This is a genomic window from Pseudomonas sp. NFACC42-2 (assembly GCF_900116055.1).
In the GTDB taxonomy this organism is placed as follows: domain Bacteria; phylum Pseudomonadota; class Gammaproteobacteria; order Pseudomonadales; family Pseudomonadaceae; genus Aquipseudomonas; species Aquipseudomonas marginalis.
This window is the reverse complement of sequence record NZ_FOZO01000005.1, coordinates 52226-68120: the sequence shown is the minus strand read 5'-3', so window position 1 is coordinate 68120 and position 15895 is coordinate 52226. Positions and strand designations below refer to the sequence as shown.

Annotated in this window: 14 protein-coding genes; 5 read left to right on the top strand and 9 right to left on the bottom strand. The window is 62.9% G+C overall.

Annotated elements, in window-relative coordinates:
* Positions 1-16: 16 nt before the first annotated feature.
* On the bottom strand, positions 17-1060 hold the full coding sequence (locus BM416_RS12750) for an LLM class flavin-dependent oxidoreductase (protein WP_092488280.1): 1044 nt from the start codon (positions 1058-1060) through the stop codon (positions 17-19).
* Between the two features lie 280 nt (positions 1061-1340).
* On the bottom strand, positions 1341-1826 hold the full coding sequence (locus BM416_RS12745) for a flavin reductase family protein (protein ID WP_092359108.1): 486 nt from the start codon (positions 1824-1826) through the stop codon (positions 1341-1343).
* A gap of 322 nt (positions 1827-2148) precedes the next feature.
* On the opposite strand from BM416_RS12745, the gene BM416_RS12740 reads away from it, so the two are divergent.
* Positions 2149-3555, top strand: a complete 1407-nt coding sequence (locus BM416_RS12740) for a purine-cytosine permease family protein (RefSeq protein WP_092488279.1) — start codon at positions 2149-2151, stop codon at positions 3553-3555.
* Here the strand turns inward: BM416_RS12740 and BM416_RS12735 are convergent.
* The 7 genes from BM416_RS12735 to BM416_RS12705 all read right to left on the bottom strand — a co-directional run bounded on the left by BM416_RS12735 (position 3543) and on the right by BM416_RS12705 (position 11254).
* Positions 3543-4109 (bottom strand): sarcosine oxidase subunit gamma, encoded by a 567-nt coding sequence (locus tag BM416_RS12735; RefSeq protein ID WP_139237743.1) that lies wholly within the window; start codon positions 4107-4109, stop codon positions 3543-3545. The two genes, BM416_RS12740 and BM416_RS12735, sit on opposite strands and share 13 nt — an antisense overlap.
* A gap of 3 nt (positions 4110-4112) precedes the next feature.
* On the bottom strand, positions 4113-7010 hold the full coding sequence (locus BM416_RS12730) for a 2Fe-2S iron-sulfur cluster-binding protein (protein ID WP_092488278.1): 2898 nt from the start codon (positions 7008-7010) through the stop codon (positions 4113-4115).
* Positions 7007-7306, bottom strand: a complete 300-nt coding sequence (locus BM416_RS12725) for a sarcosine oxidase subunit delta (protein ID WP_092488277.1) — start codon at positions 7304-7306, stop codon at positions 7007-7009. The genes BM416_RS12730 and BM416_RS12725 overlap by 4 nt, the downstream gene beginning before the upstream one ends.
* Before the next feature lie 13 nt (positions 7307-7319).
* A complete protein-coding gene (locus tag BM416_RS12720; RefSeq protein WP_065925511.1) occupies positions 7320-8561 on the bottom strand; it encodes an FAD-dependent oxidoreductase in 1242 nt (413 codons plus the stop codon).
* On the bottom strand, positions 8543-9448 hold the full coding sequence (gene folD / locus BM416_RS12715) for a bifunctional methylenetetrahydrofolate dehydrogenase/methenyltetrahydrofolate cyclohydrolase FolD (RefSeq protein ID WP_092488276.1): 906 nt from the start codon (positions 9446-9448) through the stop codon (positions 8543-8545). Before folD ends, BM416_RS12720 begins: the two co-directional genes overlap by 19 nt.
* The gene (purU, locus tag BM416_RS12710; protein WP_092488275.1) at positions 9445-10311 is read right to left on the bottom strand and encodes a formyltetrahydrofolate deformylase; all 867 of its coding nucleotides are present in this window, start codon (positions 10309-10311) and stop codon (positions 9445-9447) included. Before purU ends, folD begins: the two co-directional genes overlap by 4 nt.
* 343 nt (positions 10312-10654) lie before the next feature.
* Positions 10655-11254 carry a helix-turn-helix domain-containing protein gene (locus BM416_RS12705; RefSeq protein WP_027603577.1) on the bottom strand — a complete coding sequence of 200 codons (600 nt, stop codon included), beginning with the start codon at positions 11252-11254 and terminating at the stop codon, positions 10655-10657.
* A 282-nt stretch (positions 11255-11536) separates the two neighbouring features.
* Between BM416_RS12705 and glnT the strand changes: the two genes are divergently transcribed.
* Genes glnT through BM416_RS12685 form a run of 4 tightly spaced genes read left to right on the top strand, consistent with a single transcriptional unit; the run spans position 11537 to position 15822 of the window.
* Positions 11537-12871, top strand: coding sequence for a type III glutamate--ammonia ligase (gene glnT, locus BM416_RS12700; protein WP_092488274.1), 1335 nt, complete (start codon positions 11537-11539; stop codon positions 12869-12871).
* A gap of 22 nt (positions 12872-12893) precedes the next feature.
* Positions 12894-13799: a class II glutamine amidotransferase gene (locus BM416_RS12695; protein ID WP_065925860.1), complete on the top strand. Its 906-nt coding sequence runs from the start codon at positions 12894-12896 to the stop codon at positions 13797-13799.
* Between the two features lie 11 nt (positions 13800-13810).
* Positions 13811-14485, top strand: coding sequence for a GltB/FmdC/FwdC-like GXGXG domain-containing protein (locus tag BM416_RS12690; protein WP_027603580.1), 675 nt, complete (start codon positions 13811-13813; stop codon positions 14483-14485).
* A gap of 14 nt (positions 14486-14499) precedes the next feature.
* Positions 14500-15822: an FMN-binding glutamate synthase family protein gene (locus tag BM416_RS12685; protein WP_027603581.1), complete on the top strand. Its 1323-nt coding sequence runs from the start codon at positions 14500-14502 to the stop codon at positions 15820-15822.
* The last annotated feature ends 73 nt before the right edge of the window (positions 15823-15895 follow it).

Here is a 15895-nt window from a genome sequence, read left to right as displayed (position 1 = left end):
CTGCGCGGCGTGTCTCTCAACGAAACGCCGGCACCACCTGCTCGATAAACAACGCCAACGACTTCTTCTTCTCGGCATGGGGCAGGCTGTTGTCGCACCAGAAGCTGAACTCATCCACCCCCAGTTCCTGGTAGTAGCGGATGCGCGGGATGATTTCTTCGGCGGTGCCGATCATCGCGGTCTTGTGCAGGCTGTCCAGTTCGAACTCCGGGCGGGCGGCGAATTTTTCTTCCGGGCTCGGTGCCAGGAAGCCATTCACCGGCACCTCTTTATTACCGAACCAGGCATCGAAGGTGCGATAGAACTTCGAGATCGCCTTGGCCCCGACTTTCCAGCCGTCCGGATCATCGGCGGCATGCACGTGGGTGTGGCGCAGCACCATCAGTTGCGGGCGTGGTACGCCGGGGTTGTTGTCGAGGGCGGCCTGGAATTTGTTTTTCAGGTCGAGGACTTCCTCGTCGCCCTTCATCAGCGGCGTGACCATCACGTTGCAGCCGTTGGCCACTGCGAAGTTGTGCGAATCCGGGTCGCGGGCGGCGATCCACATCGGCGGGTTGGGCTGCTGGATCGGCTTGGGCACGCTGGTGGAGGTGGGGAATTTCCAGATGTCGCCGTCGTGGGCGTAGTCGCCTTTCCACAACGCACGCACCACCGGCACCATCTCGCGCAGCGCCTGGCCGCCGCTGGAGGCGGGCATGCCGCCGGCCATGCGGTCGAATTCGACCTGGTAAGCGCCACGGGCCAGGCCGACTTCCATGCGCCCGTTGCTGATTACGTCGAGCAAGGCGCATTCGCCCGCCACCCGCAGTGGGTGCCAGAACGGCGCGATGATGGTGCCGGCGCCCAGGCGAATGGTGGTGGTCTTGGCCGCGAGGTAAGCCAGCAGCGGCATCGGGCTTGGCGAGATGGTGTATTCCATGGCGTGGTGTTCGCCAATCCATACGGTGCTGAAACCGCCGGCCTCGGCCATCAGGGTCAGTTCGGTCAAGTCTTCGAACAACTGACGGTGGCTGACACTTTCGTCCCAACGTTCCATGTGTACGAACAGGGAAAACTTCATGACGCTTACCTCGGATCTATTGTGATCGGCCTGTCGACTGCGGGCCCTTAAGTACTCTCGCCAATGTGAAGCCTGCCAGTGATGGTGGCTGTTCGGCGGATTGATTGTTGGTATACCATAATACGAAGTATCCGCAAACTTTTCTCTGCAGCGGTTGCAGGGTGACCTCGCGAGGAAAGCGAGCGAGATGAACATAAAACAAAAAATGGACCCTGGCCTTCGCGGTGATCGCCAGCCTGCCGGTCATTTTGGTGGCTGTGCTGATCATCCTCCCTGAGGCTCAGGCCGGCAGCGGCAGGGCGCCCATCTTGCCGTGGCAATACACCAGTGGCCCGGCGTTCTGCCGGGGCACGATCAGGTTCTTCACTGCGCCGACCATGATCGCGTGATCGCCGCCTTCGTATTCGCGCCACAACTCGCACTCGATCACCGCCGTGGCATTGGCCAGGATCGGGTTGCCCAACTCACTGAGCGTCCATTCGATGCCCTGGGCCTTGTCCTTGCCCTTGCGCGCAAAGGCATAGGCTTCGGTTTGCTGCCCCCCGGAAAGCACATGAATGGCAAAGCGTTTGTTCTTGATCAACACCGGGTACGAGTCGGAGCTGTAGTTGGGGCAGAACAGCACCAGGGCCGGGTCCATGGACAACGAGCTGAAGGCACTGGCGGTCAGCCCGACGATTTGTCCGTCGTCATCGAGCGTGGTGATCACGGTGACCCCGGACGGAAACGAACCCATCACTTGTTTATAGATAGCGGCATCGATCATGGGGTGGTCCTCTGTGGGTAAAGCGATTTTTATGGGTTTGTAGGTCTGATGGTATACCGTAATACGGTCGATGCAACCGCTTTTTCAGTCGCCCGATGAACGTCAAGGCTGGGTCTAATAGCCAATAAATACGGGCGCCATGGCAGGAAATAACGGGGTGCCCTGTGGCACACTTGCGGATCAGATGCGTGCTGAAACTACGCATCAGTCTTGTGAAAATGTTGGAATACCATAATATGGTGTTCATCTGTGGGGCAGCCAGAGAGCTCCCCCGGTGTGGCGTCAAACAACTATAAGATCAGACAAACGCGAGTTCATTTCCATGCCCCAGATGTCCCGGCAAGACCCCCTGATCGAGCATCACACGGTCGATTACGTCCCCCTCGCAGAGCGCCATGGAAAGGCCCGCGACCTGTTCACCTTATGGTTCAGCACCAACATCGCACCGCTGCCGATCGTCACCGGTGCCATGGTGGCCCAGGTGTTCCATCTCAATCTGGCGTGGGGGCTGCTGGCGATTGCCCTCGGGCATCTGCTCGGCGGCATCGTGATTGCCCTCGCATCGGCCCAGGGCCCGCGCATGGGCATCCCGCAGATGGTGCAGAGCCGTGGCCAGTTCGGCCGTTACGGTGCGCTGCTGATCGTGTTCTTTGCCGCGCTGATCTACATCGGCTTTTTCATCTCCAATATCGTCCTGGCCGGCAAGTCCATCGTCGGCATCGTGCCGTCGGTGCCGGTGCCGGCGAGCATCCTGATCGGCGCCCTCAGCGCCACCGCCATCGGCGTGATCGGCTACCGCTTTATCCATAGCCTCAACCGCATCGGCACCTGGGTGATGGGCAGCGCGTTGCTGGCCGGTTTTATCTACATCTTCGCCCATGACCTGCCGGCAGATTTCCTGACCCGTGGCGGCTTCAACGCCGCTGGCTGGTTGGCCACCGTGTCGCTGGGGGTGATCTGGCAGATCAGCTTTTCGCCCTACACCAGCGACTACTCGCGCTACCTGCCGGCGGATATCGGCATCACCCGGCCGTTCATTGCGACCTACCTGGGCGCCACCCTTGGCACCATCCTGTCCTTCGCCTTTGGCCTGGTAGCCGCACTGGCCACGCCCGAAGGCACCGAAGCCATGGTCGCGGTCAAGCAAGCCACCGGCTGGCTGGGGCCGATCCTGATGGTGCTGTTCCTGCTCAATATCATCAGCCACAACGCCCTGAATCTGTACGGCGCGGTGCTGTCGATCATCACCTCGGTGCAAACCTTCGCCAGCCACTGGACCCCGAGCATCAAGGTGCGCGTGCTGCTGTCGGGCGTGGTCCTGGCCGGTTGCTGCGTGGTGGCGTTGGGTGCCTCGGCGGACTTCATCTCGCAATTTATCGGCCTGATCCTCGCGCTGTTGCTGGTGCTGGTGCCGTGGGCGTCGATCAACCTGATCGACTTCTACATCATCAAGCGCGGGGTCTATGACATTGCCTCGATCTTCCGGGCCGATGGCGGGGTGTATGGGCGTTTCAACCTGCATGCGATCGTGGCGTACTTCATCGGCATCATCGTGCAACTGCCGTTTGCCAATACGTCGCTGTATGTGGGGCCGTGGGCCAACCTGGTGGAAGGTGCGGACCTGTCGTGGCTGGTGGGATTGGTGGTGACGTGCCCGTTGTATTACTGCCTGGCGACACGTCAACACACCCGGAAGATCAGGGCGGCGCGGTTGGGCTACACCGACTGAGCCACCCCGCCGAACTCCTCCAGCGCATCCCGCAACGCGCCCTCGAAGTATTCCTTCGAGGCGCGATCCCAGAGGATATGAAACGCCGGCAGTTCCACACTCCCTGTGTGGATGACAATCGCATTGACCCGCGCCACTGACGTCTGCGCCACCATCCCGGGCTTGAACGCCGGGTCGCTCAAGTCAACCCCGCACAGCTTGGCCATCACCTGCGCAATCACGCCCCCGCTGAGTCGCACACAGGCATGGCTGTCCTGGCGCGGCAGCAGGTAATTGGCGCGGTGGTCCAGTTCCCAACGCGCTTCTTCATCGGCGATGCGCAGCCCCTGATCCTGCGGACTGCCCAGCACCAGGTATTCGTTCTGCGACAGGCGCGCCACCCAACTGCCGTCCGCTTGCGCGCTGGCTTGGTTGGGCGCGCCCGGCAACGTGAAGCCGCGCGCCGTGAGGTACTCGGCGCTTTGTGCGCCGCGAAAGCCGACCCGGGGCAGGTCGGTCTGGTCCTGCAGCTGGCAGGGCGGCGTGAACAATTCGTGGGCTTTCAGACTGGTCATGGCTTAACCCTCCTGGCGTTGGTTGGTGGGGTCGAAGAACGGCAGTTGCACCACCTCGGCCTGGACGACGATGCCGCCTTCGACGCGAATCGGAATGCGCTGCCCCGGTGTGCTCTGGTCGATCCCGGCGTAGGCCAGGCCGATGATGCGGCCCAGGCTGGCGGAATATTCACAGGAGGTGACGTTGCCGCTGATGTCCGCGCCGTTGAGCACCAGATGGCCTTCCAGCGGTTGCACGCTGCCCTTGGGCAGACTGAAGCCCACCAGTTTGCGTTTCAGCGGCTGGGCTTCGAGGATGTCCACCGAGCGGCGGCCGACGAAGAACGGCTTGTTGCGGCTGACCGCCCAGCCCATGTCGATTTCTGCCGGGTGAGTCATGCCGTCGGTGTCCTGGCTGATGATCACATGGCCTTTTTCCAGGCGCAGCAGGCGTTGGGTTTCGACGCCGAAGGGGCGAATGTCAAAGGCCTTGCCGGCCGTCATCAACGCGTCCCACAACGCCAGGCCGTGGCGTGCCGGTACGTGGATTTCATAGCCCAGTTCGCCGACAAACCCGACCCGCAGCAAGCGCGCCTTGATCCCGGCCACCGTGCCCTGGCGCACGCCCAGGTAGGGGAAGCCTTCGGCACTGAGGTCGAGGTCGTTGCACACCTGCTCCAGCACCTTGCGCGAATCCGGCCCGGCCACGTTCACCGCACAGATCGCGGCCGTGACGTTGGTCACGTCCACGTCCAGGCGCCACTGTGCGTTCCACTTTAGCATCTGCTGGTAGATGCGGTCGACGCCGCTGGTGGTGGCGGTGACGTAGAAATGCTTGTCGGCCAGCCGTGCGCACACGCCGTCGTCGATAACCACGCCGTGTTCGTTGGTCATCAGCGCATAACGCGAACGGCCCACCGGCTGTTTGAGGAACGCGAAGGTGTACATACGGTTGAGCAATTCGGCGGCGTCCGGGCCGCGCACGTCCAGGCCACCGAGTGTGGACACATCGATCAGCCCGACCTTGTTGCGCACATGCAGCGCTTCGGCCTGCATGCACGCTTCGCGGTCCTGGGGCTTGCCGTAATAGGCCGGGCGCTGCCAGATACCGGCGGGCATCATCTTCGCCCCGGCTTGCACATGGCGCGCGTGCATCGGCGTTTGGCGGTAGGGGTCGAAGGCCCGTCCGGCGACATGCGCAAGTTTCTCCGCCACGAACGGCGGGCGTGCGGTGGTGACCCCGGTTTCGCTGATCGTGCGCTGGGTCGCCCAGGCCACCAGCCGTGCGGTCGGCAGCGCCGAGTGACGTCCCTGGGACGGACCCATGCCGACCGTGGAGTAACGCTTGACCAACTGCACATCGCGGTAGCCGATGCGGGTGGCGTTGACGATATCCGCCACTTGCAGGTCTTCGTCGAAGTCGATGAAATCCTTGCCCTTGGGGTGCGGGAAGATCGGCCAGTGGAAGTTGACCTGGGCTTCGCTGCGCAGCGCAGCCGGCGGGCTGGCGTTGTTCAAACCGAGGGCGCGCAGGCTATCGGCGGCGGCGTTGGTCCCATCCGCCAGCACATTGTCCAGTTGATGCCGACCGTGTACGGAACCGGCCACGCCCAGGTTGCGCGGCAGGCCACTGAGGCTGAACTCCGCCCGCGAGTCGTCATAGGCCAGCTTGCCACCGGCCTGGCATAGCAGCTGATAGACCGGCATATAACCGGCCGACATGCACAGCAGGTCGCAGTCGATCACTTGCCCGCTGGCGCTGACCTGGCCCTGGCCGGTGATCTGGCGCACGTCGACGCCCTTCACATGGCGCAGGCCTTTTTCATGCAGGGCCTCGAACACGGTGCTGTTGCTCAGGCACGGGATCTTGCGCTGGGCCAGCGCGCCCGGCAGGGCTTTGTCCGCCGGGGCGTGACGCAGGTCGATCACGGCGGCCACCTCCACGCCCTGGTCATGCAGGTCGAGGGCGGCGAGGTAGCCGTCATCGTTGCCGGTGAGCACTACCGCGCGCTTGCCGGGCTTGACCGCATAGAGCTTCATCAGGCGTTGCGCGGCGCTGGTGAGCACCACCCCCGGCAGGTCGTTGTTGCGGAAGACCACCGGTTGGTCGAACGAACCGCTGCACACCAGGCACTGCTGCGCGCGCACTTTGTACAGGCGCTTGCCCTGGATCACCGGCAGGTAGTTGTCGGTGAACCAGGCATTGCAGGTGGCGTCGGTGAGCACCTGGATATTCGCGTGTTGCTGCACCGCGCCGAGCAACTCGCGGCGCAAGGTGTCGGCACGGGTGCCGGCAATATCGAAGCGCGCGTAGGTCAGCGACCCGCCGAGAATCGGCTGCTGCTCGATCAGCAGCACCTTGGCCCCGGCATTTGCAGCGGTCAGCGCGGCCTGCAAGCCAGCGGGGCCGGCGCCGATCACCGCGAGATCGGTAAACAGGTAGGCCTTGTCGTAGTACTCGGGCTGGAAGGTCAGGTCGAGCACGCCCAGGCCGGCCTTTTTGCGGATGATCGGCTCCCAGACTTTCCACATGCCCTTGGGCTTGTAGAACGAACGGTAGTAGAAACCCACCGGCATGAACCTGGAGAACTTGCCCAGGTAGGCGTCCTTGTCGTTGTCCAGCGAGCCGTTGACGTTCTGCGCCGTCACCGCCAGGCCGGCGGACAGCGCGTGGGCATCGGCCAATACGTTGGGTTCGCGGGGCAGTTGCACCAGGCTGTTGGCGTCATGGCCGGCCATGGTCAATGGGCCGCGTGGGCGGTGGTACTTGAACGAACGCGACATCAGGAAGCGCCCGTTGGCGAGCAGCGCGCTGGCGATGCTGTCGCCCTGCAAACCTTGGTAGGGCAGGCCGTCGAAACTGAAATCGAGTGGTTGGTCACGCTGGATCAGCAGGCCCATGGGGGCGGGGAGGCGGTTCATCCGGCGATCTCCTTGGCGGTGGTGAATTCGACGCGGGTAGTGAACACTTCGCGCGGATCGAAGGTGCGCAGGACCTCGTCGGTGACCGTGTGGCGCTCGACGAGGAACCAGTAACTGGACGGCGTGTGCATCCACCATTCGCGCACCACACCGGCGAGGTTGTCGGTGTTGAATACGTAGTCGGCCCATTCGGCATCGCTGCAGGTCACCGGATCGGGCATCGGTTTGAATTCACCGCCGTAGGTGAACTCGCTGATATTGCGCGGCCCGTTGAGCGGGCAAATCATGATTTTCATCGTCTGCTCTCCGTCAGTGGCTGGCCGCTGTGGCGCCCATTTCGTTGACTTGCTGGAAGGTCGAAAAGCGCTCGAGGCCGAAGGGCTTGATCAAGTCCGGCACCTTGCCGCCGCTGGCGACCAGCTCGGCCATGGTCTTGCCGCAGATCGGCGTGGCCTTGAAGCCCCAGGTGCCCCAGCCGGCGTCGAGGTAGTAATTCTTCAGCGGCGACAGGCCCATGATCGGGCTGTAGTCGGGGGTCATGTCGGTGATCCCGGCCCATTGGCGCATCAACTTGGCGTTGGCCAGGAACGGAAACATCTCGATGGCATGGGCCAACAGGCTTTCCTTGAGGTCCAGGGTCGAGCGCGTGTTGAACAGCGGATACGGGTCGGAACCGCCACCGAACACCACTTCGCCCCGGCTGGTTTGCTGCACGTAGCAGTGCAGGGCCGAGGAACTCACCAACGGGTCGAGGAACGGCTTGAACGGCTGGGTGACCATGGCCTGCAACGGGAAGGTCTGGATCGGCGAACGGATACCGGCCTTGGCCATCAGCAGCGAGCTGTGCCCGGCAATCGCCTGCACCGCGCAGCCGCACCGGATGGTGCCGCGATTGGTCTTCACCGCGGTGATGGCACCGTTCTCGATCACCAGGTCCTGCACTTCAGTGAGCTGATGGATTTCCACGCCGCGCTTGGCCGCCTGCTTGGCGTAGCCCCAGGCCACGGCATCGTGACGCGCGGTCGCGCCGTCGATATGCCAGAGCCCGGCAATCACCGGCAAGTGGCCAGGGTCGAGGTTGAGGCTGGGCACCAGCTCGCGGATCTGCTGGCGGTCGATCATCTCGGTACGCCCGCCGAAGTGCTTGTTGACCTCGGCGCGCTGGCGGAACGAACGCACGGTGGCGTCGGTATGGGCCAGGGTCAGTTGGCCGCGCTCGGAGTACATGATGTTGAAATCGAATTCGTTGGACAGCGACTGGAACATCTTCACCGACTCGGCGTAGAAACGAACGCCTTCGCTGGTGAGGTAGTTGGAGCGGATCACCGCCGTATTGCGCGCGGTATTGCCGCCGCCCAGGTAGGCCTTTTCCAGCACCGCTATGTTGGTGATGCCGTGGTACTTGGCCAGGTAGTAGGCCGTCGCCAGGCCATGGCCACCGGCGCCGATGATCACCACGTCATAACTCGACTTGAGTTCCTTGGGCGGTGGCAGGTCCACCTCCACCGGGTACTCCGAACTCAGCCCGTATTTCAATAGATTGAATGGCATACGGCCTCCGATTGGCTGCGTAGGGCGTGGTGTTGCGCCAGGGCGGCGGCCACGGTGTTTTTCATCAGGAAGGCAATGGTCATCGGCCCGACACCGCCGGGCACCGGGGTGATGGCGGCGACATGGGGCAGGGCGCTGTCGAAGTCGACATCACCCACCAGGCGGCTGCGGCCGTCGTCGTCGATGCGGTTGATGCCGACATCGATCACCACCGCGCCGGGCTTCAACCAGCTCGCGTCAATCAAGCGGGCGCGGCCCACGGCGGCGATCACGATATCGGCCTGGCGACACAGGGCCTGGGCGTCGTGGCTGCGCGAATGCAGCACGGTCACCGAGCAATCCGCCTTGAGCAGCAGCGCGGCCATGGGCTTGCCGACGATGTTCGAACGGCCGATCACCACCGCGTGTTTGCCACGCAGGTCGCCGCAGGTTTGCTCCAACAGATACAGGCAACCGCTCGGGGTGCATGGTGTGAGCACTGCGCGGCCCTGGCTGAGGCCGCCGACGTTCTGGCTGTGAAACCCGTCGACGTCCTTCTCCGGCGCGATGGCCTCCAGGGCGCGCAGTTCGTCCATCTGCGCCGGCAACGGCAATTGCAGGAGGATGCCGTGGATCGCCGGGTCGGCATTCAATTGGCCGATCAGGATCAACAAGTGTTCGGTGCTGGTATCGCCGGGCAGGCGATGCTCCACGGAGCGGATGCCCACCTCTTCGGCGCGCAGGATCTTGTTGCGCACATAGACCTGGCTGGCCGGGTCGCTGCCCACCAGGATCACCGCCAGCGCCGGTTGAATAGCCTGCCCATGCAGCCGCGCCACGTCCTCGCGCACTTGCAGCAGCACGCGCGCCGCGGCGGCTTTGCCGTCGATCAGTTTATGCGCGCTCACCGGAACACCACCGTTCTGTCCTGATTGAGGAAGACCCGGTGCTCCAGGTGGTACTTGACCGCCTTGGACAGGGCCACGGTTTCGGTGTCGCGGCCGATGGCGACGAGGTCGTCAGGCTTGTACACGTGGTCGACGCGCTGCACTTCCTGCTCGATGATCGGGCCCTCATCCAGGTCGCTGGTCACATAGTGCGCGGTGGCACCGATCAACTTCACGCCGCGTTGATACGCCTGGTGATAGGGCTTGGCACCCTTGAAACCGGGCAGGAACGAATGGTGGATATTGATCGCCCGTCCCGACAGTTGCCGGCACAGGTCGTCAGAGAGGATCTGCATGTAGCGCGCCAACACCACCAGCTCGGTGCGGGTGTCGTCGACGATCTTCATCAGCTCGGCTTCCTGCGCGGCCTTGTTGTCCCTGGACACCGGCAGGTAGATAAAGCGAATGCCCTCGCGCTCGGCCATCGGCCGCAGGTCGAGGTGGTTGGAGACGATGGCGGTGATGGTCATGTCCATCTCGCCCTTGTGGTAGCGGTAGAGCAGGTCGGTGAGGCAGTGGTCGAACTTGCTCACCATCAGCATCACGCGCATCGGCTCGCGGGTGTCGTACAGCTCCCACTGCATGTCGAAGGCCTGGGCGACATCGGCGAAACCGTCTTTGATCGCTTGCAGGTCACCTGTGTGGCCATCGTTGAAACGGAACACGGCGCGCATGAAGAAGCGACCGCTGAAGTCATCGTCGAACTGCGCCATTTCCCCGATGTAGCACGCCTTGTCCGCCAGGTAAGTGGTGACGGCAGCGACGATGCCGGACACGGCGGGGCACGTCACCTTGATGATGAAATGGTTTTTTTCGTGTTGCATGACACGTCCTCGGGATGATGGCGGCAGCTCATCGCATAGCGAAAAAATGTCTGAGGACAGCAGGCTCATTCCTTGAGCGCGTTTTCTTGTGGGGAATAAAATATTCCTGAAGTGGCTTTATAGGGGAATGGGGGCGGGGCGTCCAGGGGTTTTGGGAAAGTTTTTTAACTGAGGGGAATTTTTACACAGGCCCAACGGCATCGAACGCTGTTAAAAATGTGGGAGGGGGCTTGCCCCCGATGAGGGGGGGGGCAGTGAAAGATGCATTCACTGACACTCCCTCATCGGGGGCAAGCCCCCTCCCACAATTGGATCTCTGTGCTTCAGGTGTATCGAGTCCGGATTACTCTTTGTCGTTGCCGTAATTCATGATCGACAGCAGGCGAATCGGCACCCGCACCAACTCTTCCGGCCCATGGGGAATCTCGCCTTCAAACGTCAAGCTGTCCCCGGCCTCCATCCGATACAGCTGGTTGCCATGCCGGTAAATCAACTCCCCCTCCAGCAAATGCAGAAACTCCGTCCCCGGATGGGCAAAGGTCGGGAACTCCTCACTGGCGTCATCCATGCTGACCATGTACGCCTCGAAGCTCTTCTTCGGCCCGCGTGTGTGGTTGAGCAGGTGATAGGTATGCCCTTTCTCGGTCCCACGGCGCACCACTTCCATGCCCTGGTCGGCCTTGACCAGCAAGGCGCTGCCATCCTGCTGGTCGTATTCACTGAATAACTTCGACAGCGGCAGCCCGAGCACATCGCACAGGCGGCTCAATGTATCGAGGCTGGTGGAGACCTGGGCGTTCTCGATCTTGCTCAACATGCCCTGGCTGATATCGGCAATCTTCGCCACGTCGGACAGCTTCAGGTCCTGGGCCTGGCGCTGGCGTTTGATCTGCAGCCCCAGGTATTGCTCGAGCTTGAGGCGCGGGGCGGTTTCGGTGGACATGATCATCGGCTCCTGCACGGTTTCCGTTCAGTAATATTATTTTCGCACTGGGAAAGTGCAAGGTCTGGCGCTTGAAGGCCACCCCGCTGTGCGTATTCCTGCGGGGAAAAGAATTTTCCCATATATACAGCACAAAAGCGCAGCTCCACCCACTTCGATGTGTCGATCGCGATTCTGGCAAGGGTATTGCATTCCTGTAGAGAAACTAACTTTCTTTTTAGGAATAAAAAGACAGCCTAGGCCCACCCACACGGTTTTGCCTTTCGCGAGGAGTGACACGCAATGTTGCCAGCAGAAACCCAGCGCATCATCGACAAGCACGGGATCAAATACGTGCTTGCGCAGTTTGTGGATATACACGGTGCGGCCAAGACCAAGTCGGTGCCCATCTGCGGGCTCAAGACCGTGGCCGAAGAGGGCGCGGGGTTTGCCGGGTTTGCCATCAGTGGCATGGGCATGGAGCCCCATGGCCCGGACTTCATGGCACGTGGCGATCTGTCGACCTTGACCCCGGTACCCTGGCAGCCGGGTTATGGGCGCGTGGTGTGCGTCGGGCATGTCGACGGCAAGCCTCATCCCTACGACAGCCGCTACGTGTTGCAGCAACAAGTGCAGCGCCTGCAGGACAAGGGCTGGACGCTGAACACCGGCCTGGAGCCCGAGTTCAACCTGATGCGCCGCGACGAACACGGCAAGCTGCAACTGGTGGACCCCAGCGACAACCTCGACAAGCCTTGCTACGACTACAAGGGCCTGTCGCGTTCGCGGGTGTTCCTCGAGCGCTTGACCGAAGCCTTGCAGGCGGTGGATTTCGAGGTCTATCAAATCGACCACGAGGACGCCAACGGCCAGTTCGAGATCAATTACACCTACAGCGACGCCTTGACCTCCGCCGACCGTTTCACCTTCTTCCGCATGGCCGCCGGCGAGATCGCCAATGACTTGGGCATGATCTGCTCCTTCATGCCCAAGCCCGACCCGAAACGCGCCGGCAACGGCATGCACTTTCACCTGTCGATCAGCAGCGCCGAGAACAAAAACCTGTTCCATGACGCCAGCGACCCGAGCGGCATGGGCCTGTCGAAACTCGCCTATCACTTCGCCGCCGGCTTGCTCGCCCATGGCCCGGCGCTGTGTGCGTTCGCCGCGCCCACGGTCAACTCCTACAAGCGCCTGGTGGTCGGCAACTCGTTGTCCGGCGCCACCTGGGCCCCGGCCTTTATTGCGTTTGGCGCCAACAACCGCTCGGCCATGGTGCGCGTGCCGTATGGCCGCCTGGAGTTCCGCCTGCCGGATGCCGGCTGCAACCCCTACCTGGTCAGCGCCGCGATCATCGCCGCGGGCCTGGACGGTATCGATCGCCAGCTGGAAATCGACCACGTCTGCAACGAAAACCTCTACAGCCTGAGCCTCGAGCAGATCGCCGAGCGCGGCATCAAGACCCTGCCGCAATCCCTCAAGGAAGCCTGCGACGCGCTGGAAGCCGACGCGCTGTTCGCCGAAATGCTCGGCCCGCAGATCGTGGGCGAGTTCATCAAGCTCAAGCGCATGGAGTGGGTGGAGTACAGCCGCCATGTGAGCGACTGGGAAATCCAGCGCTATACCGAATTTTTCTGACACCGTGTGACGGAGACTTGTTATGTGTGGAATCGTAGGCCTGTACCTGAAGAATCCGCAGCTGGAACCCCAGCTCGGCCAGCTGTTTGAACCCATGCTGCAAGCCATGACCGACCGTGGCCCGGACAGCGCCGGTTTCGCCATCTACGGCGATGAAGTCGCCGATGGCTGGGTCAAGCTGACCCTGCAAGCCACCACCGAAGCCTTCGATTGGAAAGGCTTGATGGGCGAGCTGGAAGGGCGCCTCGGCTGTTCCCTGGACTGGTTCCAGAACGCCAGCGCCGCCGTATTGAAGATCCACGCCGACGAAACCCCGGTGCGCCTGGCCCTGGCCGAACTGGCGCCGAGCGTGCGCATCATGAGCGCCGGGCAGAGCATCGAGATCCTCAAGGGCATGGGCCTGCCCCAGGAAATTTCCCAACGCTTCGGCCTGGCAAACATGCAGGGCAGCCACATCATCGGCCACACCCGCATGGCCACCGAAAGCGCGGTGACCATGGAAGGCAGCCACCCGTTCTCCACCGGCGCCGACCTGTGCCTGGTGCACAACGGCTCGCTGTCCAACCACTTTCGCCTGCGCCAGGAACTCAAGCGCGAAGGCATCCACTTCGAAACCGACAACGACACCGAAGTCGCCGCCGGCTACCTGACCTGGCGCCTGCAACAGGGCGACTCGCTCAAAGAAGCGCTGGACCATTCCCTGGAAGACCTCGACGGCTTCTTCACCTTCGCCATCGGCACGCGCAACGGCTTTGCGGTGATCCGCGACCCGATTGCGTGCAAGCCGGCGATCTTGGCCGAGACCGACGACTACGTCGCCATGGCCTCCGAGTACCAGGCGCTGTCGAGCCTGCCGGGCATCGAGAACGCGCGGATCTGGGAGCCGGCACCGGCCACGTTGTACATCTGGGAACGCCCGTCAGCTTAAGGAGCGCACACATGAAAACCATCGATCTTTCCACCGCCACCGTGCGTGACCTCAACCAGGCGCTGCACGCCCAGGCCATCGACAACGAGTGGCGCGTGACCCATTCCAACGGCAAGCACAACCTCGCGGTGGGGGTGAACCAGGCTGTGTCCATCGATATCGAGGGCCACGCCGGCTACTACTGCGCGGGCATGAACCAGCAGGCCTCGATCACCGTGCACGGCAATGTCGGCGTGGGCTGCGCCGAGAACATGATGTCCGGCTCGGTGCGCGTCAAAGGCAGCGCGTCCCAGGCGGCCGGGGCCACGGCCCATGGCGGTCTGCTGGTGATCGAGGGCGATGCGGGCGCGCGTTGCGGGATTTCCATGAAGGGCATCGACATCGTCGTCGGCGGCAGCATTGGCCATATGAGCTGCTTCATGGGCCAGGCCGGGCGCCTGGTGGTGTGCGGCGACGCCGGCGATGCGCTGGGGGATTCGCTGTACGAAACCCATATCTACGTGAAAGGCACGGTGGAGTCCCTGGGCTCGGACTGCGTCGAAAAAGAGATGCGCAGCGAGCACCTGCAAGAGTTGCAGGAGCTGCTCGACCGCGCCGGTTTCGCCCACCAGGCGGCGGATTTCAAGCGCTACGGCTCGGCCCGTCAGCTGTACAACTTCAAAGTCGATAACGCCTCCGCGTACTGATCAGGAGCTCCACCATGACTGAACAAACCCCTCCGGTCCTGCGCGAGTCGGCCACCTTCGACCGCCTGACCATCCAGGAAATCCAGCGTGCCGCCGAAACCGGCATCTACGACATTCGCGGTGGCGGCACCAAGCGCAAGCTGCCGCACTTCGATGACTTGCTGCTGCTCGGCGCCAGCGTGTCGCGCTACCCGCTGGAAGGCTATCGCGAGAAGTGCGGCACCGATGTGATCCTCGGCAACCGCTTCGCCAAGAAGCCGATCCACCTGAAGATCCCGGTGACCATCGCCGGCATGAGCTTCGGGGCGTTGTCGGCGAATGCCAAGGAAGCCCTGGGCCGTGGCGCGACCATCGCCGGCACCAGCACCACCACCGGTGACGGTGGCATGACCCCGGAAGAGCGCGGCCAGTCCCAGCACCTGGTGTATCAGTACCTGCCGTCGCGCTACGGCATGAACCCGGATGATTTGCGCAAGGCCGACGCCATCGAGATCGTCCTCGGCCAGGGCGCCAAGCCCGGCGGCGGCGGCATGTTGCTCGGCATGAAAGTCACCGAGCGTGTGGCCGGCATGCGCACCTTGCCCATCGGCGTGGACCAGCGCAGCGCCTGCCGCCACCCGGACTGGACCGGCCCCGACGACCTGGCGATCAAGATTGCCGAGCTGCGCGAAATCACCGATTGGGAAAAACCGATCTACGTGAAAATCGGCGCGAGCCGGCCGTATTACGACGTGAAGCTGGCGGTCAAGGCCGGTGCCGATGTGATCGTGCTTGATGGCATGCAAGGCGGTACTGCCGCGACCCAGGAAGTGTTTATCGAGCATGTGGGCATCCCGATTTTGTCGGCCATCCCGCAAGCGGTACAGGCTTTGCAAGAGATGGGCATGCACCGCAAGGTCCAGTTGATCGTCTCGGGCGGGATCCGCAACGGTGCCGATGTCGCCAAGGCCATGGCGATGGGCGCGGATGCGGTCGCCATCGGCACGGCGGCGCTGATTGCCCTGGGCGACAACCACCCACGGCTGGACGCGGAACTGAAAAAAATCGGCTCGGCCGCCGGCTTCTACGACGACTGGCAGAACGGCCGCGACCCGGCCGGCATCACCACCCAGGACCCGGAGCTGTCCAAGCGCCTCGACCCGGTGGAAGGCGGGCGGCGGTTGGCCAACTACCTGCGGGTGATGGTGCTGGAGGCGCAGACCATGGCCCGTGCGTGCGGCAAATCGCACCTGCACAACCTCGACCCCGAGGACCTGGTGGCGCTGACAGTGGAATCGGCCGCCATGGCCCGGGTGCCGCTGGCGGGGACCAGTTGGGTGCCAGGTTCCGGTTACTAGCGGGCCTCTGTAGTGAGCGGGCTTGCCCCGCGCCGGGTGGCGAAGCCACCCCAATAAAGCCGCCGCATTCATT

What these genes read in the sequence shown, in the direction of transcription:
- BM416_RS12690 (WP_027603580.1), top strand. Translation starts at nt 13,811, where the DNA reads ATGAAAACCATCGATCTTTCCACCGCCACCGTGCGTGACCTCAACCAG.
- BM416_RS12705 (WP_027603577.1), bottom strand. Translation starts at nt 11,254, where the DNA reads ATGTCCACCGAAACCGCCCCGCGCCTCAAGCTCGAGCAATACCTGGGG.
- glnT (WP_092488274.1), top strand. Translation starts at nt 11,537, where the DNA reads ATGTTGCCAGCAGAAACCCAGCGCATCATCGACAAGCACGGGATCAAA.
- BM416_RS12725 (WP_092488277.1), bottom strand. Translation starts at nt 7,306, where the DNA reads ATGAAAATCATGATTTGCCCGCTCAACGGGCCGCGCAATATCAGCGAG.
- BM416_RS12695 (WP_065925860.1), top strand. Translation starts at nt 12,894, where the DNA reads ATGTGTGGAATCGTAGGCCTGTACCTGAAGAATCCGCAGCTGGAACCC.
- BM416_RS12740 (WP_092488279.1), top strand. Translation starts at nt 2,149, where the DNA reads ATGCCCCAGATGTCCCGGCAAGACCCCCTGATCGAGCATCACACGGTC.
- BM416_RS12750 (WP_092488280.1), bottom strand. Translation starts at nt 1,060, where the DNA reads ATGAAGTTTTCCCTGTTCGTACACATGGAACGTTGGGACGAAAGTGTC.
- BM416_RS12720 (WP_065925511.1), bottom strand. Translation starts at nt 8,561, where the DNA reads ATGCCATTCAATCTATTGAAATACGGGCTGAGTTCGGAGTACCCGGTG.
- purU (WP_092488275.1), bottom strand. Translation starts at nt 10,311, where the DNA reads ATGCAACACGAAAAAAACCATTTCATCATCAAGGTGACGTGCCCCGCC.
- BM416_RS12730 (WP_092488278.1), bottom strand. Translation starts at nt 7,010, where the DNA reads ATGAACCGCCTCCCCGCCCCCATGGGCCTGCTGATCCAGCGTGACCAA.
- BM416_RS12685 (WP_027603581.1), top strand. Translation starts at nt 14,500, where the DNA reads ATGACTGAACAAACCCCTCCGGTCCTGCGCGAGTCGGCCACCTTCGAC.
- BM416_RS12745 (WP_092359108.1), bottom strand. Translation starts at nt 1,826, where the DNA reads ATGATCGATGCCGCTATCTATAAACAAGTGATGGGTTCGTTTCCGTCC.
- BM416_RS12735 (WP_139237743.1), bottom strand. Translation starts at nt 4,109, where the DNA reads ATGACCAGTCTGAAAGCCCACGAATTGTTCACGCCGCCCTGCCAGCTG.